Source organism: Morganella psychrotolerans (assembly GCF_965118875.1).
GTDB lineage: Bacteria > Pseudomonadota > Gammaproteobacteria > Enterobacterales > Enterobacteriaceae > Morganella > Morganella psychrotolerans_C.
Genome location: NZ_CBCPJD010000004.1, coordinates 1 through 26,872, shown reverse-complemented (window position 1 = coordinate 26,872; position 26,872 = coordinate 1). Strand labels below are relative to the sequence as shown.

Below are 26,872 nucleotides of genomic sequence, written 5' to 3'. Positions count from 1 at the left end.
TGAATAGTGTTTGCTCCGTACCTGTTTTCCGGTACGGAGCTCCGGTACGGAGAGCAAAAGTGAAGGTGAACAAACTCAGTATTATTCTGTTTGGATTGTTGGCGGTCTGTCTGACGGCATCCGCTGTAGAGAGTAACCGGCAGACAGGGCAGGTGAATTTACAGGGATTTGTGATGGATTCATCCTGCACTATCAATATGCAGGATCAGTATCAACGGATTGAGATACCACAGATTGCAGCAACCGAGCTATATCAGCGTGGATATAGTTCAGCATTTGCTTTTGCTATCCGCCTGGAAAATTGCCTGCTTTATGAAGGTGAGACAGAGAGTGGTAATTCCGGATATCTGCATATGACATTTAATGGTCCGGTGGATAACAGCGGCTTATTTGCTGTCACCGGAGAAGCCGAAGGTGTCGGAATTCAGCTCAGTCATGCCGATGGTGCGGTGATAACGCCCGGTAAACCGATAGCAGTCAATTCCCCGCAAGTGAAAGATATAATACTTCATTACCGGTTACGGCTGATAGCAGATCGCACGTCCCTGAAAACAGGGGCATACCGGACGACTGTTCATTTTAATCTGGATTATCTGTGATGAAAGCCGATGTCAACTTTTTGCGTGGCGGGGTAATACGCCCGGTTATGCGGTTAAAACCTCTGACGGTCATTATTTTATTTTCGCTGTTATCTGCCACGACAGCTCAGGCAGAAGAGGTAACAGAGTTCAATACCGAAGTATTGGATCTCAACGAACGCGGGCAGATTGATTTATCACAGTTTTCTCAGGCCGGTTATGTGATGCCCGGTGCTTATACATTAGGTCTGAAGGTGAATAACAGTACATTGGCGGAACGAAAAATCCGCTTTCTGGCACCGGATGGTGATCCCGCCGGAAGTATGGCCTGTATTTCACCTGAGATGAGCGAAGAGCTGGGATTAACATCATCAGCTAAAAAACAACTGACCTGGTGGCATAACGGGGAGTGTGTTGATCCCGCATCACTGCCGGGTATGACGCTGCGCGGTGACTTCGGAAAAGGTGCGCTGCGTATCAATTTACCGCAGGCGTATCTTGAATATACCGCAGATAACTGGGATCCACCGTCCCGTTGGGATGAAGGGATTACCGGGTTTATTCTCGATTACAACCTGAATACACAACTGACAAAACAGCGTGAAGCAGGAAAAAGTAACCGGCAGGATCTCAGCGGAAACGGAACCGCAGGTCTTAATGCAGGAGCCTGGCGCCTGAGAGCTGACTGGCAGGGACGCTATTCGCGAACCAATAATGAAACCAACCAAAAGTGGGACTGGAACCGTTTTTATGCCTACCGTGCGATACCTTCGTTGCGGTCAAAACTAACGCTGGGGGAAAATTATCTTACCTCCGGTATGTTTGACAGTTTCCGCTATACCGGTCTGGCGCTGGATACGGACGATATGATGCTGCCGCCGAATTTACGTGGTTATGCACCAGAAGTCTCCGGGGTGGCGAAAACCAATGCCAGGGTCACTGTAAAACAGCAGGGACGGGTAATTTATGAAACTACTGTTGCAGCAGGACCGTTTCAGATCCGTGATTTAAGCAATGCGCTGTCCGGAAAACTGGATGTGGAAGTGACAGAGCAGGATGGCTCGGTTCAGACTTTTCAGGTTGATGCCGCGAGTGTGCCTTATCTCACCCGCCCGGGTCTGGTGCGCTACAAAGTCGCACTTGGTAAACCGTCTGAATATGATCACCGGGTAAAAGGTTCTGAATTTATCAGCAGTGAATTTTCCTGGGGTGTCAGTAACGGCTGGTCACTGTACGGCGGTGGATTATTTGCCGGAAAATACACCTCTCTTTCAGCGGGTATCGGACGTGACTTGCTGATGCTGGGCGCACTATCTGCGGATGTTACCCAATCACGGGCAAGTTTGCCGCAAGGCGAAACTAAAAAAGGCGGTTCATACCGGCTGAGCTATTCCAAGCGGTTTGATGCAACTGACAGCCAGGTGACATTTGCCGGATATCGCTTCTCAGAGCGCGATTTTATGACGATGTCGCAATACCTGAGTGCCCGCTACCACAACACCGCAGCAGCCGGTAATGGCAAAGAAATGTACACCATGACATTCAGCCAGGCGCTTAGCTCACTGAATACCAATGTGTATCTGAATTTTAACCATCAGACCTATTGGGATCGCCCGGCGAGTGATAACTGGAATATCTCCACGTCTCACTATTTTGATATCGGGCAGGTGAAAAATATCAGCCTGAACTTGTCGGCTTACCGCAACAGTCATGAGAATGGCCGCGATGACGGAATGTATGTCGGCTTGTCTCTGCCATGGGGTGAGAGCGGCAGTATTGGTTACAGCGGGCAGTTCAGTAAAGGACAAAACAGTCACTCGGCGGATTACAGTGACCGGATTAATGACCGGAGCAATTACCGCGTTACCGCGGGTATGAGCAGTGATCACAGGACTATCGGCAACGGCTATCTCAATTACCGCGGGGATAAAGCTGAAGTAACGGCTACCGCAGGTTTTGAAGGTGATCGCTACAGTTCAGCGGGTCTTTCTGTCCGTGGCGGTTTCACTGCCACACCGGAAGGTGCTGCATTGCACCGCAGTGGTGTGATGGGCGGAACCCGGATGTTGGTGGATACCGGCGGAGTGGCTGATGTTCCGGTCAGAGGCGGGGGCGCAGAAACGACGACAAATTACTTCGGTAAAGCCGTTGTCAGTGATGTCAGTAACTATTACCGCAGCACTGTAAATGTGGATCTGAATAAGCTGGGTGAAAACGCAGAAGCAACCCGTTCAGTGGTGCAGGGCACGCTGACGGAAGGCGCGATAGGCTTTCGCCGGTTCGGTATTGTCTCCGGGCAGAAAGCGATGGCAGTGCTCAGCCTGAATGAAAGTGATGTTCCGCCGTTTGGTGCGGTGGTTCAGAACAAGGATCATGCACAGACCGGGATGGTCAGTGAAGACGGCATGGTCTGGCTTTCCGGTATTAATCCGGGTGAAAAAATGCAGGTGCTGTGGAGCGGGGAAATACAATGTGAAATCCGCTTCCCGCAAGAGATACCTGCCGGAAATCTGCTGTTACCTTGCGAGCCTGTCGCCGCATCCGCAGAAAAAAAACCGGTCAGTTCATCACCTGAGAAAGTCATTATACCCAACGTCATTCAAGATGCAGGCAGGCGGTAAGCGCCGACCGCCGGGGAGCATACACAAGTATGTGACCCGGCTGGCTTCATGCCGCCAACGAACCTGCAGTTTGAATGAATAAGGGTATATAACCGAAAAAACACCGCGCTGGTTGTTAACCGCTGACGCGGAGAATACAAAAGAGAGTAATAAATGAAGACGAAATCCGGCAATTTAATATCACGCTATCTTCCGGTACTGATTCTGGCAGGTGTGTTCGCCGCACCAATAGGACACGCGGCAATAGCACTGGACAGAACCCGCGTTATTTTAAACGGCAATGAACACGCTGAAAGTATTGAAATATCTAACCAAAATAAAGAATTGCCATATCTGGCGCAGGCATGGATTGAAGATGCACAGGGCAATAAAATCAAAGATCCTCTGGTGGCGCTGCCGCCGATCCAGCGGGTGGAAGCCGGTGAAAAAAGTCAGGTGAAAATTCAGCCAACGGCGGGGATGAACCTGCTGGCACAGGACAGAGAGAGTCTGTATTACTTCAATTTACGGGAAATTCCGCCGAAAACAGACACACCAAACACCCTGCAAATTGCATTACAGACGCGGATAAAATTGTTCTATCGTCCGGTTGCGCTGGTGGCGGAGCAAAATGCAAAACCGTGGCAGGAGAGCATCACACTGACGCGTCAGAATGATAAATACACGGTGAATAATCCTACTCCTTACTATGTCACGATTTCATCGGCATCTTCTGTGCATAAAGGAAAGGATGTCAGCGGGTTCAGCGCGGTCATGATCGCACCGAAAAGCAGTGAAACACTTGGTGGCAGCGCTTCTGCACTGGGAAGCGCGCCGGTACTGGGTTACATCAATGACTACGGTGGTCGCCCGAAATTGGTATTTACCTGCCAGAGCAATAGCTGTCAGGTAAAAGACGTCAAACCGGGCTGATGCAGGGATGCAGATCAGGAGCAAAAAATGAAAATATTGATTAAATATGCATCTGTGCTGTGTTCCGGTCTGCTGACGTGTTCAGCGGCACACAGTACGGATGTTGAAATCAAAGGACGACTGGTGTTTGAGCCATGCACGCTGTCTGCGAAGAGTGAAAATATCTCCCTGTCATTCGGCACAATAGTAAAAAATTATTTTTATACGGCAGACAGAACACCGCCTGAGCCGTTCAGTATTGAGCTGGAAAATTGCGATACAACAATCGGCAAAGAGGCGTTTGTTACTTTTCGCGGCACTGAAAGTATCGGGTTACCCGGTTTGTTAGTGCCGGATAATGGCACACTCCCGGGGCTTGCTGTTGGTATTGAAACGACGGAAGGAAAACCGTTACCACTGAATAAAACCAGCCCGGCGTATGCCCTGAGCGATGGAGCAACCACGCTGAATTTTCAGAGTTATGTACAGGCTGAGCCGGATGCGATTAAGGACAAAACACTTGTAACAGGTGATTTGTCAGCAACGGCCACATTTGAGATCTCTTATCCGTAGCCCGTTTTGACAGATAGCAGACAGGATATCCGTGATGAATTTAACGTATTTTTTTAACCGACAGTGTGCCCTGCGGTCTCTGTACACTTTATTGCTTGCCGGTGTGTTATCCGGCGCAGTCATTCCGGACGCATTTTCCGTTCCGCGTAAAGCCGGTGATGAAAGCCGGTTGAAAATTAAGATTTCCGGGACGGTGGTTGCCAACGGCAGGTGTGTATTCAGGAATCATGGTTCACCGAATATTGATTTCGGGGATATTCGGTTTTCCTCTGCATCTGGTGTGAATAATATTTCCGGCAGTTATGTAAGACCCCTTGATAGTGATATGACATGTATCGGTGATACAGCCGGAACGACATATTTCAGACTGGATACCATAAATAACGGACCTATAGGCGACAACGGTTATAAATCATTACCGGTCAAGGTCGGCGGTATTATGGCAACAGATTCAAAATTAGCTATCCGTTTGTTAGTTAACGGTAAACAGCAGGATGTAAATACAAATTTCAGTATGGATCTTCAGAATTTACCAAGGCTGGAAGTGGAATTAGTTCAGATCCATCCTGACGATATAAGCTGGGTAAACGGACAAAAAATTTCATCCGAAGCGGTATTAACAATGAGTTTTGATTAGCAGGAGGAACAGTGAATAAGAAAAATAGAATACGGTCTGTATTACCTGCTTTTATTTTACTGACTGCATTGCCATCACAGGCGGGGCAGGGGCAATCGGGTGATAGCAAATCATTTGATTTCACCGGCATATTAAAAGCCATGACGGTTTGTACGATAAATAATAATCAGACGATTACTGCAGATTTTAAAAATGTCGGTATTAATAAGCTGGAGACAGAGGTCTATAGTCTGCCGCTCAATTACACATTAGATTGTCCGGGAATTGATGCTGCCAGCACCTTGCGGATGACGTTTATGACGTCCCGTCCTGTGCCATCGGATACATCTGCTATTGAAAGTGATGTTGCCGGATTACAGGTCAGAGTTCTTAAAGATGGACAACCTATTAAGTTAAATGAATTTTTTAAAATTGATAATACCGCACAACCACCGAAACTGGACGTTCTGCTGGTAAAAGTACCGGGTACGAATTTCACCCGGTCCCCGTTCCGGGCAACCGGTACATTGGTGGCGGAATATCTGTAGGAGTAAAAGATGAAAGTATTAATGATGCGTGGCCTGGCGCTGTTTTTTCTGCTGATGGTATCGCAGAGTGCAAATGCTATTGGCTGGGCGGGTGCCAGTGGTACTTGTGCATCCGGTGGGTATAAAACAATTCAGTATAGCAGTTATTGTGACTGGTACCCGGATACCGGCGCTTATTATGGTAATGGTCAGACTGTGAGTTTTCTGATGTCGCGGGGTGGTAATACGGGAGACAGCAAAGCCTTTGTTCCTCATTCCGGTAATTTTCAGGTAAAACTTTACTGGTGTAATTATCCGGAGAATATGGATACCTGCAGTAAAGCGAGAGGAACAGTATTAATCACAGGGGATATGGTCCGGTTGGAGTCATCCCGTTCGCTTGATGAACAAAAAATATTTAATACTGATCAAACCAGAAAAGTCCCTTCTGCGGGGGGCTATTGCTTCACAATAACTGACTCTGATACTGGTTATGAATACCGCGGCAATATGGGTTATGGCCCTGACGGACGAGGTAAATTTTGCGGAGATGCCCACAAATTACCAGTTAATCCCCCTATATGCACCTTTAACAGCGGTGCCATCCTTGATGTTAAATTAGGTCAGCAGGTGCGTAGTGATATTGCGGTAAAAGCAGGTACATCAACGCCTGTGACTAAAGATATCACAGTAAATTGTGCCGGGAATATTGAATATAACGCCAATATGAAACTGGAATACACCCCGATTTCGGTCAGTAATGACAATGTTGTCAGTACATCGACCAAAGGTCTGGGCGTAGCCGTTCTGTATAAAGGCAAAGCTATTCAGCCCGGTGAAACCTTCCCGCTGAGCTATCAGCCCGGTATCAATACCCTGACACTCGGTTTTGAAGCAGTGCGCGACCCAGCCATGGCATTGGGTGACCTGAAAACCGGTGATTTTACAGCGAATGCTGTTTTGGTATTCACGGAACAGTAACGGATGACTTACTCGCGCGGATTAGTTTTTTTCTTTTTGTTTTGGCTAACCGGCTCATTACTCTTTATTCCGAATTCCGGCGGATACGGACTGAGCCTGCCGCAGAATTGTTTTTCATGGGCAATGATGGGGGGACTGACTTTTGCAGTCAGCCTCTCTCAAATCAGAAAAAAACAGCCATGGATAATCACCCCGGCGTTGCGCTGGTTTGCCGCTGGTGTTGTGATATTGGCGCTGCCGTTACTCTACACCCGCCCGGAATGGTTGTTCAATGGCGGGTTGTATTGGGCGGGTGCAGCAGTCGGGCTGTTATTTTATCTGAGTTGTGTGCAGTTGAACTTAAGCCGGGACGGGGTTTATACACTCATTTTTTTATGGCTGCTGGCGTGTATGGTACATGCGCTGCTTATTTTGTTACAGCTCACTCCTGCGGGGAACTGGATTGCCTGGCCGGTGCTGAATAACCGCCCTTATGGTGTGTTCCAGCAGGTTAATCTACTGGCAACCTTTCTGGCGTGTGGCATCGGGCTGGCACTGTTCCTCTTTCTTGTACCTGAAAATCGGCAAAATAAGTGTAAGGGGTTACTTTCTGCTTTTGCCTTGTTTATTTTCCCTTGCGTACTGGTGCTGATCCAGTCACGTATTGGCTGGCTGAGTGCGATTATCACTGTGATGATTATGCTGATTTTGATGGGCTCAGTGAACGCAAAATGTCAGTCAGTGATCTTTTTACTCTGCGGTACAGCGGCTGGCTGGTGGCTAAAAAACTATACATTGATTGGTGATATCAGCCATTCAGATTCAAACGGTGCCAGGCTTGAAATGATAGGAACTGCATGGGAAATGCTGAAACAATGCCCATGGACCGGCTGGGGGGCTGGTGGGTTTGAATATACATTTCAGTTCTTCCGTGTATTACAGGGTAAATCAACAGAAGGTGTAGGTGTTGTTGTTCATCCGCACAATGAATTTCTGTTTTGGGGAGTGGAAGGCGGCGCTGTTGCTCTGGGTGGATTGCTGTTGATTATTATTGGCGGAATAAAAATTGTTATTCCGGCGTGGCATCGTTATCGCCGTGAGCACAATCCGCTGCCATTGGCGCTGTGTATTATTATACTACCGGTATTATTACATGCTCAGACAGAATACCCGTTTGGTCTTTCCGCATTGCATTTCGCGTTGTGTTTATTATTACTGGCACAGGCAGATAAATTAAGTGACATGTCTGCCCGGAATATACCGGTATCACGTCCTGCGGTTAATTTTGTATCCATTATAATAATAGCGGTTTCTTCAGCGGTAATATTGTGGATGTGCAGTGCTTTCTGGTTGGGTCTTATCCTTACGGATATCGAACACCGTGGGATGCAGGATATTCAGCCCCTGACATCCGTACCGGAAATTGTGTTGATTACACAACATGAACGGGCTGAGTTTAACCGTAACATGAACAGGTTAATGCGTTATAACCAAACCCATAATCCGCAGTTATTAGCGTATTATCGGGTGTGGGCTGAAAAATATCTGAAAACACATACAGATGAAAATGTGTATTCTTCTTTGATTATGATCCTGCATTATCAGGGAAATAAAGAAGACGAAAATTATTATTTATCACAAAATGAAAAATTATTTCCGCAGAGAAAATAATTCTCTCGGTGAATATAAGTTATAACTTTATACTTCGAAATCGGGCTACATTACTGGCGGTATAAATCACCGTGTGCTGAATATTGCGGTGCCCGAGATAATCCTGAATTAAGCGGGTATCGGTTCCCCGGTCTGCGAGCGCGTAACCACAGGCGTGGCGCAGCATGTGAGGGTGCGCGGCAATATTAAGGTGCGCGGATAATCCACCGTCACGAATAATACGAAATATCTGCTGGCGGGATAATCGCCCGCCTTTACGGGAAAGAAAAATCCAGGGAGCAATATTTCCGCATAATTCTTCCCGTTGTTTCAGCCATTTTTTTAATAAACGAAATTCAAGATCCTGTAATGGCTGATTAGTGCTTAATCCATTTTTCAACCGTTTGATATGAATGATTTTTTCATCAATGTTAATATCACTGAGAACTAAACTGGTCAATTCACTGGCGCGCAACCCATGACTAAAACAAACCGCTATCATACATTGATTACGGAGGTGGTTAATTGAATCAGGTAATGATGATATCAGGGAATGAACCTCCTGTTCACTCAGGTATTTTCTTTCTTGCATAAGTTATTCCGGAGTTGGCTATTATTTAAATATAATGGATATCGTGTTTTTACCTTATCACAAAAAAATAGAGTTACTCATTTTTGTTGTAATATTAACGGGAGTTATTATTTTTACCCGTTGTCATTTTATATTGGTATTTTTTGTATTTAATATATTTTTGTGTTGTTGTTTTTAATTTTTTATGTTTGTTTTTTGTTTTTTATTGTTCATTTGTTTTCTTTTGTTTGTATAAAAATAACTGAATGTATTTTTTGCCCTCTATTTTTATTAACATATTTTTTTACTGAATTATTCATATGATGAATATCATGATGCTTATTCATTTATATCAATAATATTTCATTCAACAGTGTATTTTAATGGTAAGAGTAATGACAGTTATAATTGAAAATCCGACTAATGCTTCCATTAATGAATCCGTAGGATACCGGGTCTCCCGGAAACGGAAAGAACTGGGCTATTCCGGTCAGCAGGTAGCCGATCGTCTGGGGATCAGCCAGCAACAGTTATCCCGTTATGAGCGCGGACGCAGTCAGATTAGTGTTGGTTTGCTGGTGAGGATAGCGGAGCTTTTGCAAACACCTGTAGGCTGGTTTTTTGCAGATTATTCAGGGGTATTTGCATGCGCTGATAACCTCAGTATGAAGTCAGATATACTCACAGCGGAGTGTATGACCGATGGCAGGAAATATAAATTCTGAGCGGGTATTACGGCTCCGCTGGTGAGCGGAGCCTCAGATTGTTGGCAAAGTCCTTGAAAAAACAGGCCGGGATTTTGTCAGCAATCTTTTCAGGGAAGAGAATCAGTTCTTTTTCACAAATTCAGATTTCAGTTTCATCTGACCAAAGCCATCGATTTTACAATCGATATTATGATCACCTTCCACTAAACGAATGCTTTTGACTTTTGTGCCGATTTTCAGCATAGAGGAACTGCCTTTGACTTTCAGATCTTTAATCACCGTCACGGCATCGCCGTCTGCCAGTAAATTACCGTTGGCATCTTTGACAATAAGCTCGTCGTTGTCTGCTGCTGGTTCGGCATCATTCCACTCGTGGGCGCATTCAGGGCATACATACATTGCACCATCTTCATAAGTGTATTCAGAATTACATTTCGGGCATGAAGGTAATGACATAATGAGACTCTCAGATTTTTACAATGGGGAGTAGCAAACTGTCACGTCATGGCGTGATATTTGCCTGTGATTATCCGCACGGTCTTCAGTACGGCCGCCAGTATAGCGGGATCGGCACTATTTTTCAGCTTTTACCGGATAAAGGGTGTGGTTATCAGGTTTTATCTGAACATCTGCATCCGGCTGCTGATTTTTCAGGGGAATGCGGATCGGTTCCGTTCAGTAACAGGCATTGATAGCTTTATTAATAATATCAGCCAGTTTATGTCCTGCAATGTCAGCAAAAAGTTTGCAATACCGGTGGTGTAAATAAAGGGACGTCCGGTAGCAGGAGGTTTTAATCATTACCCCAGCGGTTAAGAAATTCAGCAATATCATCAATTCGCTGTTTATTGATACCCGTCTCAGACGCCATCTTTTTCTGTGCTTCCTCACTGATTTCTTCATTGTTCACCAGGCCGGTTATCAGCAACTGAAAATAGTGCGCCAGTGCATCGTACTCCTGCTCTTCCACCGGTACTTCCGATTCCAGTGCATACTCATCTGCCATGTCATAATATTTATCAGCGACTATATTTTCCATAAATCCCTCCCGGGGTTAACGCTGCGGTCAGCAGCTGTTTGTATTGCCAGGGCCGGATAGCACCGTACCGGCAGGAAACTGCCCGGATATCAGGGCGTGTATTACGCTATTGTATCTGATTCTGCCGTTTTTTCGCACCTTACTCCCGGCGCCGGCGTTATTCGGTTGCCGGCAACTGACCAGCCCCAGCTCAACCATCAGTTTTGCTGCCAGCCAGCGCCCCATTTTTATACCATCATTGGCAGCCATTGACGCAATACTGCGCGCGCCGGCTGAACCATGACTGGTATTATGATATTCCGGCACCTGACTGTGCAGAAATATTCGTTCTGCGTCTGGTCCGGCAGGACGTTTCTGCTGATACTGGTCGCTGCTGCGGTGAACCCCGAACACGTGGCAAAGAGCTGACACAGGATAACGCGCTCTGAGTTTCCCGATTACCGAGAATTGTTCAGGGAGTCTGACATTAAGAGCGCGGTAGCCTTTTTTAGAATATCGTTTTTATTTCAATACGTTGTACTTTTTTCTTTAGCTCACGTATCCCAATTTTCTCCGGTGCTACGGGAGATGCTTTCGGTGTTTTGCCCGCCCGTTCATCTCGTAACTGCTTTACCCATCGGGTCATAGTGGAAAGCCCGACATTCATGGCTTTTGCCGCATCAGCAACCGTATAGTTTTGGTCAACAACCAACTGAGCTGATTCCCGTTTAAATTCTGCACTGAAACTTCGTTTTCTCATCAGATCACCGATGATGTTTTGAGGTGAGCATATCACCTCTGTTCAGGTGGCTAAATTCATTAAACCACTACAGTACGCAGTAGAGGCAGATCCCGCCGGGTGAGGATAATACAACGTATGGAAAAGGACAGCTATCCGGATGGAGCAGTTGCTTCATATCCGCCTGTGTGATGTAAATCTGGAAGAGCGTTGGATCGATCTGAGTGCGGACGGGTCGAAAAATCACAATGAGCACCGGGTTCCGGTTGTTACGGCGCTGTATCCGTCACTGGCACATCTGTTGGAAAGAGCGGTAGAGGAGGGCATGGAGCCGGAGCGTGGGCTGGTTCGACCCGGGACGTAAACGTAAGTATCCGGAAGTTATGGATGAGAGACCGCTGAGAGCGTTCTTCAGGCGTTTATCCCGTGAGTGCCGGTTTACTGTCACACCACACCGGTTCAGACACACCGTCGCCACTCATATGACGCCACTCATATGATGAAATCCCCTGAGCGTAACCTGTATGTGGTGAAGCGTCTGCTGGGGCACGTCAGTCTGGCGTCTACGATGGAATACATTGATGAAAGCGTTGATAATCTGCGGGATATTCTGGAAACAGAGCTGATGTAGCGCTTAAAGGAGGAATGAACAGACTAAGTTTGACTTTAACGGGGAAGATCTGTAAAACTCGCACGCATAAAAAAACAGACTTGCTGCAAACAAGTCTGTTTTCTTGAGAGCTTTTATTTAAACGCGGTTAACAATGTTAGATACGTTTTGTTTTGCTCTTTTTCGCACCTGTCAGGATAACATCATGTTTAACTGACAAGCCGGTTCTGAATTAATTGGTGCCCGGACTCGGAATCGATGTATTGAGTTAATTTATTAAATTTTATGATTTATTTTTGGTTTGATTGTTTTTGTACCCTCAATTGTACCCTCTGTCCTTTTTGGTGCTGGATCGGGGGATTCAAACTCAGGAACGAGCGGGTAACATCGAAGGAAAATGCTTCGCTACAATGTCGTTCATTTTATCAAGCAGTTCTGGCCTTTTGAAGCTGATATGCGCAGTACCCTTCTGAAAATATTTGATCGCAAACATCTCATCCTCATAACGATTGCTGTGCCTGTTTTCATGGATATGATCGCCGAGACGACGGGTAACATCGGCGCGGTTGTCGGGAAAGGGTTGGCCGTCGAGGAGCATCAGCATACGCTCCAGGTCAGCCAGCCTGTCACGCTGCCACCCCCAGTTCAGACCAAATCCCCACCGGTCACATTTGACCAGCCCCGTGACGATGATTTTCCTGCCAAATTTACAGGGTGAGTTCGTCTTAAAATCCCACGATAAGCTTTTAAATACGTTGATGACGCCACGTTCAAATACCTCACCCTTGCTCTGATGCAGTAGCTCAAAGGTACTGAGAACATTCGCTTCGCTTACAACAGGAATGTCGTCCCCTTCAAGGTTTCGGTACCATTCATCACGGGCCTGAGCGTCCATGAGCGACAGCATCCCGGACTTTTTCATCAGATCCCGCCATATGCCGCGATCGAGACTGCGGGTGATAGCCTTCATTGCCGTTTCTGGTTTCTCCATCAGCCAGCAGCCGCAGCGAAAATCCTGCTTCATGGCCCAGTCCAGGGCCGTTTTACCGCCGATACTGCGGGTCAGCGACGAGATATCATTAAGTTGCTGGATCAGCGCTTCAATTTGCGCCAGCGCAGCGTTACGTCCGGTGACAATACGTTCGATACTGGTCGAGCAAATGACGTCAGTGTGCCTGGTTAAGACGTCGGGTTCAGTAGTAGCCTGTCCGGTCATTATTTTTTCCTTATATAAAGCAAAATGCCAGCCGGTGAGGGCTGGCGCTTATGAGTAAGTGATGAGTACGGTTCGGTGGTCAATCTGTACTGGCCTGTTGCAAAAGCTGAAGATGGTGGAGATCGCGAACGTTCTGTAATGCCTGTTCAACTCGGGGCAACAACTTTGCTGAATCGGTGTTGTCTTCGTCGTTGTCGAAGATAATCTCGCTGCCACAATCGATGTTGTCCTGCAGCCAGTCGATCAGAATGTTGAGAGCCGCTTCGGTGGTTAATTCCGGCATGTGAAAACCTTATGGAGATTGAGGTTGCGCTACCAGTCAAACGTAGCGAAGCCCGGCAGTACTTCGCCAAAGGCATCCAGATGAATGATGCCAGCGGAATAGCGACGGATAAGCGTCACCACCAGGCGACGACAGGCTTTCGACAGACCGAGACGTTTGAGGCGTAATACCGGAAACGACCACGCGCCCAGGTTGAGCAGATAACCCGAACCGGTGTACGAAATCCATTCAGACTCACCAAAGTCTTCATACTGGTGTGAAAGAGTAAACAGCAGAGCATTGTCTTCCTCCGTGATATGTGCGGTGCTGCACTGAATGCCGTTAACGCGGGCGACAGGCGAAAGTGGATCTTCAACAATCAGTCTTCCTGGCTCGTCAGCAACGCGAAGTAAATATCCGTTATCGCAGACCACATTAATCAGGTCGGCCAGTTCAATACCGTCAATATCCACGGCGATCCGGCCCGAATTCAGGGCCAAAACGTTAATGGTGTCGGCTTCTACTGTGAGGGACAGTCTCATTGCTGCCCCCCGGAAGAGCGTCCACTGATGGCGCAAGTCACTGCTTTATAGCCGGTACGTTGCATCAGGCCGGTGACCTTTCTGGCCCGGAGTATGTCAATAGCGCTGATGAACTGAGACTGATGCTGAATGGAGAAACCGGGGAGATCAATTCGTACCAGCTCAGATTTTTCAACGAGAAAATTGAGTGCATCTGCCAGTGAAATCCCGGCATCAATATGCTGCTGAATCACATTGCCATCACCAAACTGTGTGTCTTGAAGCAAAAGGCCGTAATGTCTTTCCAGCAGATATATAAGAAGTTGCTGCCAGATTTCAACGGGCGTCGGACGTGACGAAGCCTCCTGCGTGGAGGATAGTGGTTGGGTTTGCATAGTGGGATCTCTTTGTTGATGGGTTAAAACGAGGGAAAGTAGTGCGAAGGTTTACGCGGTTGCTTCAGATGGTGTTGGGTAAATCGCCACGTACACGTATCCATGCGAGCCGAGGCTGTCCGCCTCGCAGGTCAGCCCTTTTGCGTATAACGTGACACAGTGCTGATGGCGTGGAGTGAGTTCATCACTTGTGAGCATCAGTTCAAGTTGTTTCAACAGCAGCGGGAATGCCTGGTCAAGATGGCGTAAATCCGCGTCGCTGAACTGTCCGGTGATACTGGCACGGTCAGCGAGATAGTGCAGCCGGTTGTTCTCCTGCACCAGGCGAGCGCCAAAACAGGGCGTGATACTGCGTTTAAGCCCCCACCAGGGTTCAGCGATATCGTGGTTTGCTGCCGGTATTTTATTCGACAATTTTAGCCTTCCTTAAACGTGTGTTAATTCAGCGTGACGCTGCGTAATACGACATAGGGGCCGTTGCGGTCCTGACGACGTTCTGCGAAGACCGCGAGTACACCGCTGATATCCTGCACTTCCCGACCGGCGTAGTGGCAGACGCTGCCGGACCACGTGTATTTCCCGGTACAGAAGCGAAACAGTCGGGACTTAGGGTGCTGGCGGTATATCGCCATTGCCTGACGTTTACTGATAATTTTCATCGGGTTATTTTCCTGTTGTGCTACAGCCAGCCTTTCTCGGCAAACGAGGTGATTTCCATACCGCCGACCACCAGGTGATCCAGCAGACGGATATCCACCAGTTCCAGCGCCTGCTGAATACGTATAGTGACCTGCCGATCTGCATTGCTGGGGTCAGCAAGTCCTGACGGATGGCAATGAGCGACAATGACAGCGGCGCAGTTATGCTTCAGACCTGATTTCACCACTTCACGGGGATGGACCTGTGTATGGTTGATGGTACCGGTGAAGAGCGTTTCATGGGCTATCAGTCGATGCTGGTTATCGAGAAAGAGTACGGTAAACTCTTCCCGCTCCAGTGAGGCGAGCTGCAGACGAAGCCAGTCGCGGACAGCATGGCTGGAAGTAAATGACGCGCCGGGTTCACGTAGCTGACACTCCAGCAGGGTTAAGGCTTCCCTGACCGTCTGCTGGTCGGCAGGGGCTAATTCACGGGCAAACAACGGTAACTGTTGTTCCATCGCGGCTGACCTCAGTCGATGATGTGCATGATGGCGTTGCATTCCGCGTGGCTGAGCGCGTAGTCCCGCAGTCGGTAGTAGTGCGCCGTCATGGCATCGCATTCGGTACGGCACGCGTGGTGGCTGTAGGAGATAAGGCAAACCGCAATCCCAGCGGCTTCAGCGCTGAGTTCACCGCCGTTACCGTTCAGGGTATTGAACAGCGTCCTGGGTTCATTGTTCTCCGATTCCGGGGCCATAAACGCACCGCCGTTACTCAGTGTGTAAAACTGCCAGATGCCGCCGTTGTAGTCTGCACAGAAGCGGTCCATCCAGGCGAAGACGGTCGGTTCGAGGATTATCCACTGCGGTATGCTGCCGAAGTGCTGCGGCCAGAACCCCACGCGCTGCTCGTCCTGCACGAGGGTGGCGGTCAGCGAGGGTGAAGAACAGATACCGGCAGGTTGTGGTTGTAACGGGAGGGTATTGTTAAGGTTAATAATATCGGTCATGTTAGTTTTTCCTTGTTTATTTATCGGGTTGGGGATGTTGGTTAAGCCGGAGTGACGGGCAGGACTGCGCATAGCCATCCTCATCACAGCGGGAGGGCCAGTGACCTTCAGTGATGCTTAAGCTGCACAGGCTGAGTTCACCGGGACGATAAAGAAGATGCGAACACCATGCGCAGAGGTCGTCATCGGAGATGGAGCGGCAGCAGGGATTGTTCTCCAGGGAGTGCGGATAAGAGGGGGGCTGGCGGGCGTTATCGGGCAGCGGTGGCATCAGCTCAGCGCCTGCTGCAGTTCTTCCGCCATTACCCAGAGCGCCCGGTTGAGCTTAACGTCGCCGTCTATGCCTTTAACTGCGCGCGTCTGACTGCGTTTGCCTTTGGCGGTCCGTCCAGGCAGTCCCCCTTTCAGCAGGTTCTCCTGGCAACGATTGAAAACTGACCACAGGTCGTCCTGACGGTCTTCATAGCGTCGGGGCGTCAGTATCTGGGATGCCGTCACCGGCTGGTGCTCTTCACCAAAGCGGTACGTCAGCGCGGCTTTTGCAAAAGCCTGCTGTGCCGGTGGGGGAAGTAAAAGCGACTGCATGACATCCCGTTTTTCTTCAACCCTGTCAAATATCCCCAGCACCTCATAAGCCCCTTCAATGACTTTCTCCACCACATTGCCCTTATGCGGCACGCGCACCTCACCAAAGGTTTCGCCGCAGACAAGCCCGTTCTGGCAGACAAAGCGAAACAACCCCGGCAGCATCTGGTAGGAGCTGGAGCCGTCGTGACTGTTAAGCAGGATGATTTCGGGGACCTGTTTGCCGGTGATTTGCCCCTCACGCCTGAGGCGCAGCATGTGCTTTGTGTGGTCGCGTTTATTCAGGTCGCGCACGCGTGTCTGGCAGGCAAAGAACGGCTGGAAGCCTTCCCGCTGCAGGTTATCCAGCAGGGTGATGGTCGGGATGTACGTGTAACGCTCGCTGCGGGATGCATGTTTTTCTTCGCTGAAGACGCTGGGCACATAGTGCGCCAGTTCATCGCGGGTTAACGGACGGTCGCGGCGCACGAGGCTGGCAGCGCCAAAACGGCTGGCTAAGCGCATGGAAATTTCCTTTCTGAGAGACAAAAGAAAACGCCCCGCTCGGATGAGCAGGGTGTCGGTGGTGTGTAATACCTGTGTTGTGGCAGTCGTCAGGACGGGTTCGTCTGTTCTGCCCTGGCCGGAGCGGGTTCATTCGATGTTGCGGGAGTGCCGTGAATAATCTGGTGCTTCGCCAGCGCCTGCTGCATGTCATTGATGCAGTACGTGATGTAGAAGACGTTAAACAGCACGGTATAAAAGGCGTTCATCTTCAGGTCAAAGCGAAACGTGTTCAGCGCATAGTGACGCAGAGCCGTTCTCGCCTTAAAGGCCCAGACCACATACATCACTCCACTGGCCACTGAGAGCAGCCCGCTGATGGCCAGCAGGATATCGCCGGTTGAGTCATAGCCGTACGGGTCAGGCGCTGCCATAGCACCCAGCTGGCGGCTGAGCCCGAAACAGACGGTGAGCCATATAACAAACAAATTGCCGTAAAACGGATAACCCGTAGTTTCGCTGATGATATCCTGCTTTTTGTAGAGCCAGAGCAGCGGCCAGACGCCGCAGGTGGCCATGCTGAGCAGGACAAAATGCAGCGTACGGGTATTCAGCCGCTGGCTTAGGGTAATGATGTCGGTCATGGGATAATTTCCTTATCAGATAATGGCTTCAGATATTGAGTGCAGAAAAAGCGGTTGCCCTTACTGCCAGTTAAAGGTGTATGGTCCCTTGCTGGTCTGGACTGTCAGCTCCAGTGGGCGACACTGGGTGAAGTTACTGTTACTCGGTGTGGTGAAAGAGAACGTCTGCCCGTAGCCCAGACGTTTGTTCATATTCTTACCCCGGCCTGCGATGGAAATCAGGCAGATGCCCCGGTTGAGCGTGAGTGACTTAATGGTGATGTCGTTTTCCAGGCTGGTCAGGGTGAGCTGCCAGACGGGGAGATTCGGATTATTAATCAGATACGTTCCCTGTGAATTCACGGACAGAGGCGCAGTGTCAGCCAGGGCAGAGGCGCTTATGATGAGCAGCGTGGCAGTCAGTACATGTTTAAACATGAGGGTCTTTCCTTTCTGAAAGATATTTAAATTTATTGCCATTCTTGTATGGTGTAGGGGTGAATTTCTTCGAGTAAGGCACTACATCAGCTGTTTACCCACCGTCATCAGACCGGCCAGCCAGCCGATACACTGAGGACCCGCAAGCCAGAACAGCCGGGGTTTTAACAGGCCGCCCATTCCGCCAGTGGTATAGATGCTGTCCGGCATCAGCCACTGGCGCAGGAACGCGCCGATGGTCATACCGGCACCGGGACCGAGCGTCATCCAGAACAGATACCCCATCCCCTGCCCGAAACTGCGGATTTCGCCCGTGTTCCCGAATACGTTAAACAGGACGACAACAAGCGCGATGCCGAAGGCAATTGCGAAATATTTAATAACTAGCGGCATTCTGTTCAGTCCTTATTTTCTGCACTGCTTAGCGGCGCTCAGCATGTTGTCCATAAAACGCGAGGGTACATAGCCGTACTGCTGGTTCATTTTCTCCAGTTCTCCGTGGGTATATTTCGTCTTCAGCTCTTCCCAGATACAGCCGCAGACCGCGGTTGTCCCGCCACCGGACTTACAGCCCCGGATAAACTCACGTTCGTTTTTGTCACCACAGCCGCTCAGGGCCAGCGCTGACAGCAGCGTGACGGCCAGTAATACGCTCCTGGAAGCCATCGTCATTTTTAATTGCCTGTTAATCATTGTGTGAATAGTCCATTCGTTAAAACGCCTCTGCTCAGAGGTTGTCTGATTGCGCCACGCCTTCCTGTTCAAGTGCATGGCTGATGTTGTTCACCACCGTATCCGGGTCGAGCCGGATTTCCGCCAGATGCTTACCCGTCTCAGGTGTTCCCTTGTAAACGTCCAGGGACGCGAACGGTCTGCCTTCATCGTTTGTCCCGGCAGATACCTGGTATGAGGTATTACCGTTCCGGACCGTGAATTCCTGCAGACTGATTACCTGATTGCTCTGGTATGCATACGTGGTGGTGTTTGCCGGTACGGTAATGTCCATTTCCTTATGTTCTGCGCCGGTCTTACCGAATGAGTACGATACCGACGGGGAGATGATGCAAATTTCAACCTCCTTTTTATGGTTAGCGGTCTGCGCATAGAAGACGGGTTTGCCGCAGCGCTGGTGGTGTGCCTGTATAAGTGCGTCGGGTGTAGCGGCATTTACGGCCGAAAGCGATGCCAGCATCATTCCTGCGCTCAGCAACAGGGCTTTACCGTGTTTCATGTTTTAACTCCTTTTGGTCTGGTGTGAGGTTCGGGAGAATGCTCCCGGAAGGTATGAATGACGTTGCTGATAAAGTGAAAATGCGGAAGAGCGTTGATAAAGTCCTCCATGGCGATTAGTGCATTAGTCTCGTTGCGATGTCTGAAATGCTGCTCTGAAAGCGAGACGGAGATAATCTCGTGAAGCGAGAAAACGTGAATGGCTCCCTGCCGGCAGGCCACTAGAAACCAGCATGCCTGTGAGAAAATCAGCCGGTAGGGCTCGAGGTGGTCGTGACGGATGCCCTTAACCAGCAGGCTGACCATCCGGTGGTGGTAAATCGCCTCAGCAAGCCGCTGAAAGCAGTCCGGGAGGATCCCCGCAGGCTGATGTACATGACCTATCAGACACGGCGATGTGCCGTTTTCATCCATCAACAGCTGCATTAACTGACGGCTCTGTGAGGGAATGAGGCGGGCTATTCCGGTGTTGCGGGCAAACGCCAGCGCACCAGGAGTATGATCACGCATCGGATTTGTCCGTAACCGCCAGCAGCCGTTATCGCCGGTCAGATCCAGATGAAGCAGACGCTGAGAAAAATCCCGGCGCAGGGTGCGTTCAGATACGCCAAATTCACCGGACAGCGCTTTCAGTGAAAGAGATTCACCGGCAAGAAGCCGGCTGATAATAACTGACAGCCTGAGGGCCAGCCTGTCGTGTCGGTACGCAGAGTCCGTCGCGCGCATATACCCTCCGTGAATGGAAAATACTGAGATAACTCATGCGGTTATTATGCAGGATAGGGTGGACAGGTTATGACCAGTGATGAGAGCGAGCGGCAGAAAAGATGAAATTTTTTTCCCACGTTAACTGACTGAATATACGTGGATAATTTCACATTGTTCAGTGAGTGAGCTGCAGGTGGTCATACCCTGTCATAAAGCCGGTCAGCAGGACGCGTTGTCAGGGCTGAAGGTGGCTGTAGTATGGCGTTTTATTAATCTCGATCTGAGCAAACGCAGTAAGAGGCGAAACAGAATGACGAGGGCACAACGTACGCTTTGGATCTCTTTCTCTGGCCAGCCTGCGCGCCGGCAGTAATCCAGGATCCGGGTTACAATCTGTCTCCGGATATAGCGCAGCAGCATGCGCAACAGGAGCCGTGTCAGCTTCCTGAGTATCATTTTCCACCTCCTCAAAAAAGTAAGTGCCACAGCGCAGAAGCAGCATTCACAATGCCGTCGCGGATTGTTCCCAGCGCTTCACGGACCGGCTTTGGCAGCGGAATGGCATCCACTATCCGGCTGAACAGCTCACCCAGCAGATCGCCAAAATCCTGTCGGGCGGTACTCTCTGCCTCCGCAGATCGGTGCTCTTCCCTGACCTGACGAAACACGCCGCTGCTGGCTTCCGGTGGCAGGGCAAATATCATGGTTTCAACCAGACGGGCCAGGTTGTAGCCGGTTTTTGCTGACACTGCGTGCACCGGATAAGGACAGGAAAACTGCCGTGAGATGGCTGCGCTTCGGGCGGTCAGCGTCAGCAACTGGCCGGTGGAGGGCTGACGCGCTTCTCTGTCCCATTCCAGCGAGGGTTCCGCCTTGTCGGCCTGGTTAATGACGAAGACAATGCTGCCTGGTGAGACACCGCACTTGAGCAGGAACCGGTGAAATGCTTCATCGGTCGCGCAGGCCCGGTCATCCGCTTTCATCACCCAGAGAATAAGATCCAGCGTCGGTAGCTGCTCTTTATACAGCTGCCGGTATTCACGGTCATAGTCCAGAGATTCGCCTGCACCGGGCAAATCGACCAGCGTCATGCGGCGCCCGCCGATATCGAGCGTGAAGCGAAGCGGTTCGCGGGTACAACCCTGGACATCGCTGACCGGACTAAGGGGCTGCTGAAAGAGGGCATTGCAGAGCGAACTTTTGCCACTCCCTGTTTTACCCATGATGCCGATGACTGGCTCATAATGGATATGCTGGCGGATGCGGTTCAGTATTGTGCGGGAGAGTGTTTCGGGCAGGAGAGACAGCTGTTGCTTCAGGGTATCAAGACCCTGTTCGGTTTTATCGGACACATTAACCTCCGTGAGTGAAATAATAAAATGGCAGCATTTCTGCTGCCGTTCTCACCCTGGTAATATAGGTCTGAAATTTTTTTGAATGTAATTTTTTAGGGAGGTGAACTGTTCCTGTTGAAAGGACAGTTTAGGGTATGACAGAGCAGGTTCAATAGACCCGTTATTATGCTGGCTATTATATGTGACAGGAGTGCTAACTTGAGAGTAAAAACAAGCAGTTATCTGATGTGAAAATACGGTTTTTAAGTGTTTCCTTCTTCTATTGTATTTTCTTATAAAAATACGTTAATGCTTGTCGGGTTGGTAATATATTAATATAGATACACTCGTTGGTGTTTGTATGATTATATCAATAAGTGTATCAGACAGAGTAACGGTTATATAAGCAATTCCAGATAACAAACCAATTCAATAAATATGATCAATCAACAAAACTATACCTGTCGTGGTACCAGTAACACACATTCGCACTTAATCACTTCCTGGTATTACTCTGCAGAACAGAAAGTAATTTATTACTGACGGTGTATATCCTATTGAACAAACTCACTAACACAAGGTCTTTCATAATGAGCATTAATACCGACAGCTACGGTACATTGAACCAGAACTATGTTAAGCGTATTCAGGAGACTATCACTAAAGCCCTGAATGAGTATCCGCGTGTAATGGTCCTGAGGGTAGACCTTCGTTTGCCTGAGATTGAAACCGGTTCATATAAGTCTGACTCAGGAATAGTCACCCGTTTCGTTGTTTCCCTTAAAGCACAGATTGAAGCTGATTTACTGAAAAAATGTAATGCAGGTAAACGAGTTCATTCCTGTCATGTTCGTCATATCTGGGCAAGGGAGTTTAATGAGTACGGTAAAAAGCATTATCACGTGGCCCTGCTCTTTAATCGAGAAGCGTATGCCTATCCAGGAAGCTATACCAGTACGGATGGAGAATACACTCACAATCTGGCCATGATGATTATGGAGGCCTGGGTACGGGCGCTGGGACTGAATACTGTGGTTAATCATCAGCAATATTACCCCCTAGTAGAGTTTCCTGCCAGTTGTTACTACCACCTGAGTAAAAACCATAATGGCTTTACTGCCCAGTTATCAAATGTCACTGACAGGCTTAACTATCTGGCCAAGGACTACAGCAAAGATAATTCAGACAGCCAGCGTAACTTTGGCTGCAGTCAGTACTGATTAGGTCATAAGTATTTTTCTACTGGCGAAAGGAATGTTATGGCGGAGTACCAGGTTAACGATAAATCAATCATTCCTAGTGCTCCTGTCTTTCATTTCCTTAAGACAGAGAGAAATCGTCATGACAGATATAACAACCCGCAGCCTGCTCAGTGATAAAATGGTCGATATGGCATTCATTACGGAATTTACCGGGTGCAGCGATAAATGGTTTTACAAGTTGATTCAGGAAGGTTTATTCCCAAAGCCGATTAAGCTGGGGCGTAGTTCGCGCTGGCTTAAAAGTGAGGTTGAGGAATGGGTTCAGAAACGTATTGCTGAGTCCCGTGCATAATGCATCCTGATGTGCGAGCCGTATACCCCCCATAAACTCTCCTGTGGATCTTAAATATTTATGTAACCCTGTTTGTTATCTGGGTTGTTTAAATATTACAGATAGGCATGCGCTAATTATTCTTGTGTATTTATAATGAGAGCCTGTGCGAATGTTTTATGTGCACCTTGCAGGTCTCTCGTTTACAGCTTTTTGGAATAAACTAAACTGAATTTCGAGAATAAATGACGGAGCATGTTAACTCAGCGGTGATAGTGAGTTAAATAATCACCGGTCCAATACTGTAGATAAAAAGCACTTAACTAACCAGTGGTTCCTCACGATTCCTTGTAATAATTTCATAGCAATCTGGCGTGGTATAACAGTCACTGAAGCCAACGTTGACGTAATGCGTTGTGGTTTACTATTGTGTGAATTCTGTACGCATGATGTGCGTTTTTTTATAAGAGCGCCGCTAAATCTGCTAAAAAAGAAAATTTTAGCAGCTTTGGCAGGCTGTAATGAAAACTCTCATCTCTTTTCTTGGCTGACTTCTGGCTATCAGCAGAATCCCACCGGACAGATGAACTCCACATACGACACTAATGTTTTGTAAAACATTTCGATAACAATTATTGCCATTGCAGTCTGTTGGAATCGTATCCACTCAGTGGTTGAGTGGCATTATTTCTGTAGCCCACAAGGTTGTATTGAGGGAAAAAATTATTCAGGGCAACTATATTACCATACGCATCGGTACCTGCCATCGAGATATAAAGCGCACGTTGTGGTGGGTAGCATATTGTGACAATCAGTCCCAGTTGAATGAGTTGATTCAGTACCGGTATTAAACGTTCAGCTTTTCTCAATCTAGCGGGGCCGTGAGTCTCAAGTTCATTTCTTAAAAATGGCTGCCACTGCTTCAGGTTTACATCCTGAAAGCCTCCGTAATAACTGGTGGCAACTTTCATTGTTCCTTTGGGATTGTTAAATCTGTTTTTTATCCAGTCAAACAACTCATACACATCTTGCTGTAACTGATACTGCTCGCTCAGTATGTAAAAATACTTGTCGGCCTGATTAATGTGCCATTCAGTAATCGTGAAGGCATCCCTCAGAGTACTTTCAGGGATGCCTTCTATTGAGCTGAAGCTAAATAAAGCGGCAATGCGTATTGCATGGCTGCCTGCTTTAGATACAAACTCTGCAATATGTTCCCGTGGTTGATTTTCACCAATACTTAATTGATACTGGTTTATCCTTTCTTCAAATAGCATTTTTGCGTTATCCGACAACGCTAAAGTTTGCTTCTGAATTGTGTCATCATAAAACCGTTCTTTTTGTTTCTGGAGGAAATGGTTAAATCGGGTAAACAAAGCATCAAGGGCGTTTCTGGATTTTTCCTGATTCAGGTTTATTCGTCGTTGCCCGATAGTGCTCGCGGTGTTCGTAAAAAGAAATCGTGCCAGAAAACCACTTGAAACAGCGCGCTTGCCATTTTTCTCTAAATACTCTTCAAATATTTCAGGTTGCACCATAAGTAAAAAGGTCAGGTAAGCATTGAGCCGTATACTGCCTTCTTTCTTTCGGGAAAGTGACAGTGGTTCGTTTTTCCATATTTTGTTCAGCAGGCCAAGGTTGTTTTTCAGGTGGCCGGTAAAGAAGGTAATGGCTTCATCAGCGAATACACCGGCATAGGGATATTCTTTTAATCCCTGAATAATCCCTTCGGGCGTGGCATCTTCATAGAACATTTCAAATGCCCTGGGTTTTGTCGGCTCTGCAGCCTGGTGTTCGCGAAGCAATAATTCTTCAACGTCACTGTCTCCACCATGTTTAGAGGCTTTCTGAAAATTGCGGTTTAACGCTTTTTCCTTCGAGGACCAGATAGCATGGTCTTTTTTATAAGCATCAAAGAGTGCTTCATATTCGGCATGCATCTCTGCTGCAAAAGTCTCGAAGGGCTCCATCATACATTCGCGCACCGGGCTCTTCCCTTCTCCTGATTTCGCCAATGTCAGAAAATACAATGAGCAGGGTTCTGGCTTCTTATTACCGAAGGGGGAAGCAACATCGATCAGCGGTTGCCGAGCTAGGGCGACAGCGGCCAGGACTGTGCTGCCAATCATTTCGACAGGGATCAGGGTGTCTTCATGAAACGCCGTTATCGCGTCACGTAAAACGGGCGGAAAAGCTTCAACAGGGTAGTTATTAACGTTATTCATTGTTATTGCCCACACGGCTAATCTGGATTCTATCTTCAGCAGGATAAAGCAAATCGGGCACCAAAAGCGAGTGAGCGAGTATTTTGCTTGTCGTGATCGCTCTGGTGCGGAGCCACTTCTGACCCACAATAACCCATCGATTAAACCTTCTGTGCCGCTATAAATCAATCCTCTGATCCTTGCTGGCGCAACGTTGAGAGTCTCTCATATGAATCATTATTTACCCGCTACAACCGCTAGTAATGCTACAGATGTAGCGAATACATGTGCTTTTCTGCAGCAGGCTGTTGACCATTACCCGCGACTGGTGGCATTCAGCTTTACGCTGAAATTGCCGTATCGTGAAACCATGAGCGATTACCGGTCATTGATTTTGCGTTTTCACACCGAAGTCTGGCAGCGGACCGGCCAATATTCGCGCCAGTGTCAGCAGGCACGCCATCATTCACCTCCCACAGTACTGCGCTGGCTGTGGGAGTCTGTCAGTGCACCAGAGTGTAAAATGGCGCTGCTGATGAATCTTGATACGCTGGGGGCCTGGCGCGATGAGGTCGTACAGCAGGAGATGAGCGTGATACTCAGAGAGGCATGGCGCACTGTGACGGGTACTGATAGCAACGTCACCAGTATGGCGTCTTTCATTATCAGTCGCACAGAAAGATGTTCATTTTCACAGCCATTCAGTCAGCTACAGACCAGGGTGAATGAAATGGTATCTCCCGTGATGACAGCCAGAACGGGTGTGGTTTGTCCGTGAAAGTAATGGTCTCTGTAAACAAAGGAGATGACAGTTAATTCAGGTCTGAAAATACGCACCTTATCCCGGACTTCCCCGATCTCTGCTGCGCCGATATAATTCCTGAATGAAGAAAACCCACGATATCCTCCCCCGGAACAAACCGTCACGGCACTGGAACATTTTGCATGGTGTGCGCTTGTCGCCTTACGTACCGCGCAGCAGGATGGTCATGCGTTGTCGCCACTCAGCACGCACGCATTTTTACTGCGCTGGTTAACGGTGGCGTATAAGCAAAAACGGTTTACGCGTTCAATCGCATCCGATATTGAGAGTCTGGTGGTGCTGGGGCGCCAGAAAGGTCTTGCCGCAAGCTTATTCAGTCGTCTGGAATATCTCTGGTCTTCGTGTGCCGGACCTGTGTCTGCAAAGTCGGATTTGTACCGGCTGACGTACGCAATTGAACAGCTTAAATCGCAGGGCTGGGTCAATGCAGCGGTGAGTGACGAAGACTGGGACAATGAAGCTCTTTTAGTTCAGGAATACATCGATACGAATGCACTGCTGGTAAGGAAGTCGGCTCTGACCTGTGGATTTTCGGAAGAGGACAAACTGGTTACACCGGTGGAATTTCTAGTGACGGGCAACCTGTCAGCATGTAGAGAGGTTTTTCAGGCCCATGTCCTACCGTCGGTCATGGTGGAGTTGAACCGGATCTCATTACAACCTGAGCAATAGGACAAATATTCTCAACGCATCAGTTAATCTGAAACTCTCTGAATGGCAGGTATCCTGATCGTGCTCACCTCCTGGTATTGAGGGATGTGTAAAGGGCTGTCGTGAAATTTCCTTTCTTCTGAAGAATACAAATA

At 48.4% G+C, this 26,872-nt stretch carries 37 protein-coding genes and 1 pseudogene; 16 read left to right on the top strand and 22 right to left on the bottom strand.

The genetic code is table 11. The features are described 5' to 3' along the window. The first annotated feature begins 59 nt into the window (after nt 1–59). From ACMHKJ_RS05540 to ACMHKJ_RS05505, 8 genes are all read left to right on the top strand, one after another. A complete protein-coding gene (locus tag ACMHKJ_RS05540; protein WP_413492494.1) occupies nt 60–599 on the top strand; it encodes a fimbrial protein in 540 nt (179 codons plus the stop codon). Then, entirely contained in the window at nt 599–3,199 is a 2,601-nt protein-coding gene (locus ACMHKJ_RS05535) for an outer membrane usher protein (protein ID WP_413492755.1), read from the top strand. Before ACMHKJ_RS05540 ends, ACMHKJ_RS05535 begins: the two co-directional genes overlap by 1 nt. A 153-nt stretch (nt 3,200–3,352) precedes the next feature. After that, entirely contained in the window at nt 3,353–4,111 is a 759-nt protein-coding gene (locus ACMHKJ_RS05530; protein ID WP_413492493.1) for a fimbria/pilus periplasmic chaperone, read from the top strand. Nucleotides 4,112–4,138: 27 nt separating this feature from the next. Continuing rightward, nucleotides 4,139–4,663, top strand: a complete 525-nt coding sequence (locus tag ACMHKJ_RS05525) for a fimbrial protein (RefSeq protein WP_413492492.1) — start codon at nt 4,139–4,141, stop codon at nt 4,661–4,663. Nucleotides 4,664–4,697: 34 nt separating this feature from the next. Beyond that, nucleotides 4,698–5,300 carry a hypothetical protein gene (locus ACMHKJ_RS05520; protein ID WP_413492491.1) on the top strand — a complete coding sequence of 201 codons (603 nt, stop codon included), beginning with the start codon at nt 4,698–4,700 and terminating at the stop codon, nt 5,298–5,300. A gap of 11 nt (nt 5,301–5,311) precedes the next feature. Further along, nucleotides 5,312–5,827, top strand: a complete 516-nt coding sequence (locus tag ACMHKJ_RS05515; RefSeq protein ID WP_413492490.1) for a fimbrial protein — start codon at nt 5,312–5,314, stop codon at nt 5,825–5,827. Between the two features lie 9 nt (nt 5,828–5,836). Then, nucleotides 5,837–6,787: a fimbrial protein gene (locus ACMHKJ_RS05510; RefSeq protein ID WP_413492489.1), complete on the top strand. Its 951-nt coding sequence runs from the start codon at nt 5,837–5,839 to the stop codon at nt 6,785–6,787. A gap of 3 nt (nt 6,788–6,790) precedes the next feature. After that, the gene (locus ACMHKJ_RS05505) at nt 6,791–8,437 is read left to right on the top strand and encodes an O-antigen ligase family protein (protein ID WP_413492488.1); all 1,647 of its coding nucleotides are present in this window, start codon (nt 6,791–6,793) and stop codon (nt 8,435–8,437) included. A gap of 19 nt (nt 8,438–8,456) precedes the next feature. Here ACMHKJ_RS05505 and ACMHKJ_RS05500 read toward each other — a convergent pair whose 3' ends face one another. Further along, nucleotides 8,457–9,008 carry a tyrosine-type recombinase/integrase gene (locus tag ACMHKJ_RS05500; RefSeq protein WP_413492487.1) on the bottom strand — a complete coding sequence of 184 codons (552 nt, stop codon included), beginning with the start codon at nt 9,006–9,008 and terminating at the stop codon, nt 8,457–8,459. 374 nt (nt 9,009–9,382) lie between these two features. Here ACMHKJ_RS05500 and ACMHKJ_RS05495 point away from each other — a divergent pair, with 374 nt between their 5' ends. Then, entirely contained in the window at nt 9,383–9,712 is a 330-nt protein-coding gene (locus ACMHKJ_RS05495; RefSeq protein ID WP_413492486.1) for a helix-turn-helix domain-containing protein, read from the top strand. A gap of 102 nt (nt 9,713–9,814) precedes the next feature. Here ACMHKJ_RS05495 and ACMHKJ_RS05490 read toward each other — a convergent pair whose 3' ends face one another. Continuing rightward, a complete protein-coding gene (locus tag ACMHKJ_RS05490) occupies nt 9,815–10,150 on the bottom strand; it encodes a zinc ribbon domain-containing protein YjdM (RefSeq protein WP_413492485.1) in 336 nt (111 codons plus the stop codon). Between the two features lie 23 nt (nt 10,151–10,173). On the opposite strand from ACMHKJ_RS05490, the gene ACMHKJ_RS05485 reads away from it, so the two are divergent. Then, the gene (locus ACMHKJ_RS05485) at nt 10,174–10,386 is read left to right on the top strand and encodes a hypothetical protein (protein ID WP_413492484.1); all 213 of its coding nucleotides are present in this window, start codon (nt 10,174–10,176) and stop codon (nt 10,384–10,386) included. Between the two features lie 101 nt (nt 10,387–10,487). Here the strand turns inward: ACMHKJ_RS05485 and ACMHKJ_RS05480 are convergent, their stop codons facing one another. Together ACMHKJ_RS05480 and ACMHKJ_RS05475 are read right to left on the bottom strand one after the other, a co-directional pair. Next, entirely contained in the window at nt 10,488–10,733 is a 246-nt protein-coding gene (locus ACMHKJ_RS05480; RefSeq protein ID WP_413492483.1) for a DUF2543 family protein, read from the bottom strand. Nucleotides 10,734–10,889: 156 nt separating this feature from the next. Further along, nucleotides 10,890–11,472 (bottom strand): annotated as a pseudogene (locus ACMHKJ_RS05475) (transposase); the annotation flags it as partial. Between the two features lie 139 nt (nt 11,473–11,611). On the opposite strand from ACMHKJ_RS05475, the gene ACMHKJ_RS05470 reads away from it, so the two are divergent. Next, a complete protein-coding gene (locus tag ACMHKJ_RS05470) occupies nt 11,612–11,815 on the top strand; it encodes a hypothetical protein (RefSeq protein WP_413492482.1) in 204 nt (67 codons plus the stop codon). 132 nt (nt 11,816–11,947) lie between these two features. Further along, entirely contained in the window at nt 11,948–12,082 is a 135-nt protein-coding gene (locus ACMHKJ_RS05465) for an integrase (RefSeq protein ID WP_413492481.1), read from the top strand. Nucleotides 12,083–12,428: 346 nt separating this feature from the next. On the opposite strand, the gene ACMHKJ_RS05460 is transcribed toward ACMHKJ_RS05465, so the two are convergent. The 17 genes from ACMHKJ_RS05460 to ACMHKJ_RS05380 all read right to left on the bottom strand — a co-directional run bounded on the left by ACMHKJ_RS05460 (nt 12,429) and on the right by ACMHKJ_RS05380 (nt 21,524). Next, on the bottom strand, nt 12,429–13,277 hold the full coding sequence (locus ACMHKJ_RS05460) for a DUF4942 domain-containing protein (protein ID WP_046051758.1): 849 nt from the start codon (nt 13,275–13,277) through the stop codon (nt 12,429–12,431). A 79-nt stretch (nt 13,278–13,356) separates the two neighbouring features. Beyond that, nucleotides 13,357–13,560 (bottom strand): DUF957 domain-containing protein, encoded by a 204-nt coding sequence (locus ACMHKJ_RS05455; protein ID WP_046051757.1) that lies wholly within the window; start codon nt 13,558–13,560, stop codon nt 13,357–13,359. 29 nt (nt 13,561–13,589) lie between these two features. Further along, complete coding sequence (locus tag ACMHKJ_RS05450; RefSeq protein ID WP_046051756.1) at nt 13,590–14,081, bottom strand: DUF5983 family protein; 492 nt, start codon at nt 14,079–14,081, stop codon at nt 13,590–13,592. Next, nucleotides 14,078–14,455: a TA system toxin CbtA family protein gene (locus tag ACMHKJ_RS05445; protein ID WP_046051755.1), complete on the bottom strand. Its 378-nt coding sequence runs from the start codon at nt 14,453–14,455 to the stop codon at nt 14,078–14,080. The genes ACMHKJ_RS05450 and ACMHKJ_RS05445 overlap by 4 nt, the downstream gene beginning before the upstream one ends. A 51-nt stretch (nt 14,456–14,506) precedes the next feature. Beyond that, the gene (locus ACMHKJ_RS05440) at nt 14,507–14,869 is read right to left on the bottom strand and encodes a type IV toxin-antitoxin system YeeU family antitoxin (protein ID WP_046051754.1); all 363 of its coding nucleotides are present in this window, start codon (nt 14,867–14,869) and stop codon (nt 14,507–14,509) included. Nucleotides 14,870–14,892: 23 nt separating this feature from the next. Beyond that, entirely contained in the window at nt 14,893–15,114 is a 222-nt protein-coding gene (locus ACMHKJ_RS05435; RefSeq protein ID WP_046051753.1) for a DUF987 domain-containing protein, read from the bottom strand. 20 nt (nt 15,115–15,134) lie between these two features. Further along, on the bottom strand, nt 15,135–15,614 hold the full coding sequence (gene radC / locus ACMHKJ_RS05430; RefSeq protein WP_046051752.1) for a RadC family protein: 480 nt from the start codon (nt 15,612–15,614) through the stop codon (nt 15,135–15,137). Nucleotides 15,615–15,625: 11 nt separating this feature from the next. Next, nucleotides 15,626–16,105 carry an antirestriction protein gene (locus ACMHKJ_RS05425; protein WP_046051751.1) on the bottom strand — a complete coding sequence of 160 codons (480 nt, stop codon included), beginning with the start codon at nt 16,103–16,105 and terminating at the stop codon, nt 15,626–15,628. 16 nt (nt 16,106–16,121) lie between these two features. Further along, nucleotides 16,122–16,376, bottom strand: coding sequence for a hypothetical protein (locus tag ACMHKJ_RS05420; RefSeq protein ID WP_080342193.1), 255 nt, complete (start codon nt 16,374–16,376; stop codon nt 16,122–16,124). Then, on the bottom strand, nt 16,376–17,194 hold the full coding sequence (locus ACMHKJ_RS05415; RefSeq protein WP_046051750.1) for a DUF932 domain-containing protein: 819 nt from the start codon (nt 17,192–17,194) through the stop codon (nt 16,376–16,378). The genes ACMHKJ_RS05420 and ACMHKJ_RS05415 overlap by 1 nt, the downstream gene beginning before the upstream one ends. A gap of 89 nt (nt 17,195–17,283) precedes the next feature. Continuing rightward, nucleotides 17,284–17,817 carry a DUF4234 domain-containing protein gene (locus tag ACMHKJ_RS05410; RefSeq protein WP_046051749.1) on the bottom strand — a complete coding sequence of 178 codons (534 nt, stop codon included), beginning with the start codon at nt 17,815–17,817 and terminating at the stop codon, nt 17,284–17,286. Between the two features lie 60 nt (nt 17,818–17,877). Continuing rightward, complete coding sequence (locus ACMHKJ_RS05405) at nt 17,878–18,234, bottom strand: hypothetical protein (RefSeq protein WP_231854914.1); 357 nt, start codon at nt 18,232–18,234, stop codon at nt 17,878–17,880. Between the two features lie 81 nt (nt 18,235–18,315). Next, nucleotides 18,316–18,627 (bottom strand): hypothetical protein, encoded by a 312-nt coding sequence (locus ACMHKJ_RS05400; protein ID WP_046051747.1) that lies wholly within the window; start codon nt 18,625–18,627, stop codon nt 18,316–18,318. 12 nt (nt 18,628–18,639) lie between these two features. Continuing rightward, the gene (locus tag ACMHKJ_RS05395) at nt 18,640–18,906 is read right to left on the bottom strand and encodes a hypothetical protein (protein WP_080342192.1); all 267 of its coding nucleotides are present in this window, start codon (nt 18,904–18,906) and stop codon (nt 18,640–18,642) included. A 55-nt stretch (nt 18,907–18,961) separates the two neighbouring features. Further along, a complete protein-coding gene (locus tag ACMHKJ_RS05390; RefSeq protein ID WP_231854913.1) occupies nt 18,962–19,465 on the bottom strand; it encodes a hypothetical protein in 504 nt (167 codons plus the stop codon). Next, nucleotides 19,462–20,190: a helix-turn-helix transcriptional regulator gene (locus ACMHKJ_RS05385; protein WP_046051746.1), complete on the bottom strand. Its 729-nt coding sequence runs from the start codon at nt 20,188–20,190 to the stop codon at nt 19,462–19,464. Before ACMHKJ_RS05385 ends, ACMHKJ_RS05390 begins: the two co-directional genes overlap by 4 nt. Nucleotides 20,191–20,639: 449 nt before the next feature. Then, a complete protein-coding gene (locus ACMHKJ_RS05380) occupies nt 20,640–21,524 on the bottom strand; it encodes a GTPase family protein (RefSeq protein WP_046051745.1) in 885 nt (294 codons plus the stop codon). Between the two features lie 572 nt (nt 21,525–22,096). Between ACMHKJ_RS05380 and ACMHKJ_RS05375 the strand changes: the two genes are divergently transcribed. Together ACMHKJ_RS05375 and ACMHKJ_RS05370 are read left to right on the top strand one after the other, a co-directional pair. Then, the gene (locus ACMHKJ_RS05375) at nt 22,097–22,726 is read left to right on the top strand and encodes an inovirus Gp2 family protein (protein WP_046051744.1); all 630 of its coding nucleotides are present in this window, start codon (nt 22,097–22,099) and stop codon (nt 22,724–22,726) included. Nucleotides 22,727–22,847: 121 nt separating this feature from the next. Next, nucleotides 22,848–23,060, top strand: a complete 213-nt coding sequence (locus ACMHKJ_RS05370) for a helix-turn-helix transcriptional regulator (RefSeq protein ID WP_080342191.1) — start codon at nt 22,848–22,850, stop codon at nt 23,058–23,060. Between the two features lie 611 nt (nt 23,061–23,671). Here ACMHKJ_RS05370 and ACMHKJ_RS05365 read toward each other — a convergent pair. After that, entirely contained in the window at nt 23,672–25,432 is a 1,761-nt protein-coding gene (locus tag ACMHKJ_RS05365; protein ID WP_413492480.1) for a YfjI family protein, read from the bottom strand. Between the two features lie 40 nt (nt 25,433–25,472). Between ACMHKJ_RS05365 and ACMHKJ_RS05360 the strand changes: the two genes are divergently transcribed. Continuing rightward, nucleotides 25,473–26,021, top strand: coding sequence for an inovirus-type Gp2 protein (locus tag ACMHKJ_RS05360; RefSeq protein ID WP_046051742.1), 549 nt, complete (start codon nt 25,473–25,475; stop codon nt 26,019–26,021). 102 nt (nt 26,022–26,123) lie between these two features. Next, nucleotides 26,124–26,738 (top strand): DUF2913 family protein, encoded by a 615-nt coding sequence (locus ACMHKJ_RS05355; RefSeq protein ID WP_314732606.1) that lies wholly within the window; start codon nt 26,124–26,126, stop codon nt 26,736–26,738. Nucleotides 26,739–26,872 lie beyond the last annotated feature (134 nt).